At 69.0% G+C, this 2,259-nt stretch carries 1 protein-coding gene; it reads right to left on the bottom strand.

The genetic code is table 11. The features are described 5' to 3' along the window. Positions 1 to 177: 177 nt before the first annotated feature. A complete protein-coding gene (dnaN, locus tag ACWF94_RS39100) occupies positions 178 to 1,308 on the bottom strand; it encodes a DNA polymerase III subunit beta (RefSeq protein WP_453499836.1) in 1,131 nt (376 codons plus the stop codon). Positions 1,309 to 2,259: the final 951 nt, after the last annotated feature.

Genomic DNA, 2,259 nt, shown 5'->3' with positions numbered 1-2,259 from the left:
CCGCGGAGCCGGCCCCCCCACTCTGGTTCCTAACGCGTCTTATGGCTAAATGTACCCGCCACCGAGCCTCCCCCGTAGCGGGGTCCGCCGCCCGCCGGGCCCGCGCGGGGCGGGAGCGGGCCCGCGACGGCAGTGACGGCCCTGAGGGCCCGTCCCGGGCCCGGGTGACCGCGGGAGTCAGCCGGAGAGCCGTACGGGCATGATCAGGTACTTGTACGCGTCGTCCGCCTCGGCGTCCAGCGCGGGCTTGCCACTGAGCAGCGCGGGCTTGGTGGAGGTGGTGAACGACAGCTGGGCGACCGGGGAATCGATCGCGCTCAGACCGTCGAGCAGGAACGTCGGGTTGAAGGCGATCGAGATGTCGTGGCCCTCCAGCTGCGCGTCGACCCGCTCCACAGCCTGTGCGTCGTCGCTGGAACCGGCCTCCAGGATCAGCACACCCTGCTCGAAGCTGAGCCGGACCGGGGTGTTCCGCTCGGCGACGAGGGCGACGCGCTTGACGGCCTCGACGAACGGCGCGGTCTCGATCACCGCCACCGAGTTGAACTCGGTCGGGAAGAGGGTGCGGTACTTCGGCAGATCGCCTTCGAGCAGCCGGGTCGTGGTCCGGCGCCCGGCGCCCTCGAAACCGATCAGCCCTTCGCCGGCGCCCGAGCCGGAGAGCGCGAGGGTGACGGTGTCACCGCTGGTCAGGGCTTTGGCGGTGTCCAGGAGCGTCTTGGCGGGCACCAGGGCGACCGCGGAGGCGTCGGCATTCTCCGGCTTCCACAGGAACTCGCGGACCGCGAAGCGGTAGCGGTCGGTGGAGGCGAGGGTGACGGTGTCGCCCTCGATCTCGATGCGTACGCCGGTGAGGACGGGGAGCGTGTCGTCACGGCCCGCGGCGATGGCGACCTGGGAGGCGGCGGAGGCGAAGATCTCGCCGGGCACCGTGCCGGTGGCGGTCGGCATCTGCGGCAGCGCCGGGTACTCCTCCACCGGGAGGGTGTGGAGGGTGAACCGGGAGGAGCCGCAGACCACGGTCGCCCGTACACCGTCGGTGGAAATCTCCACCGGCCGGTTGGGCAGGGCGCGGCAGATGTCCGCCAGCAGCCGGCCGGAGACGAGCACGGTGCCGTCCTCGTCCACCTCGGCCTCCACGGAGACCTTGGCCGAGACCTCGTAGTCGAAGCTGGAGAAGCTCAGGGCCCCGTCCTCGGCCTTCAGCAGCAGGCCCGCGAGGACCGGCGCCGGCGGACGGGCCGGGAGGCTCCGGGCCACCCAGGCCACCGCCTCCGCCAGTACATCGCGCTCAACCCGGATCTTCACCGGAACCGCCTCCTGCTGTTGCTGCTCGCCCTTGCTGGCCTTCGTCGTCGGCTGTGTCGCCGGGGACCAGTCTGACGCACGGCACCGACAGTCGGTGCGGCTCGGGTCAAGTCGTGACAACAGGTGTCGCGGGCTCCGGGGCCGAGTTGTGCACAGGACCCACTTCGAAGCGGATTTCCCGGTAACTCTAGGTGTCAGTAGTAGTAGGGCCTGTGGAAACCGTGGATAACGTCGTCCGCGCAGGTCAGGTCCGGTTTTTTGTCCACCGTGCCTGTGGGCGGCACCGGTGGAAAACCCGGTGGTTCTGTGGACAGCGGAAAGTTCTGCACAACCGGTACACAGGCAGGGGGTAGTTCTCCCCAGTTCTGTCCCCAGCTTTACCCAGGTTCCCCACAGCCCAATCCGGCTCCTTGGTGTGACGGCTTTCACTCGGCACGGTGAGAGCGGGTGTTTTGTTGCCGAACAGTGGACAGCGGTGTGGAGAAGCTGTGGGCAACCGGGTCCTGCCTGTGGGTCACCGGTGGACAACGCTGATCACAGGCTGTGGACGAATTCTCTGTCCACAGCCTGTGGACAGAGGTTGGCCACAAATCCACAAGCGGTTGACCTGCTGTGATCAACTACCGGCGGCCGTGCCTGTGGACGCAGTCTGGACAACTTCCCGGTCCCCAGGCTGTGGACGGAAGATTCTGCCCTGATCTGTGGAGAACCAGGCACTCCGCTCCCGTATTCGAACAGCGTGGGCCGGGGCGGTGACCGCGCACGGCATGGAAATGCCCCGGGAGGCCGGCTCCCGGGGCGCCCGATGGAGTCCTCCGGGGGCGGCGACAGCCCGCCGGAGAAGTCCTCAGGGGTGTCATGGTGAGTCTGCCGAAGGCCGGCGCCGGAGCATCTCCACGGGGTGTCGGAGGGCCCCTGAGGGGCCGCGCCGGAGGGAGTCCCGGCGGGGGG

This window comes from Streptomyces sp. NPDC055078, assembly GCF_053607985.1.
Note: the sequence above shows the minus strand (reverse complement) of the source record. Positions and strands in the feature narration are given on the sequence as shown.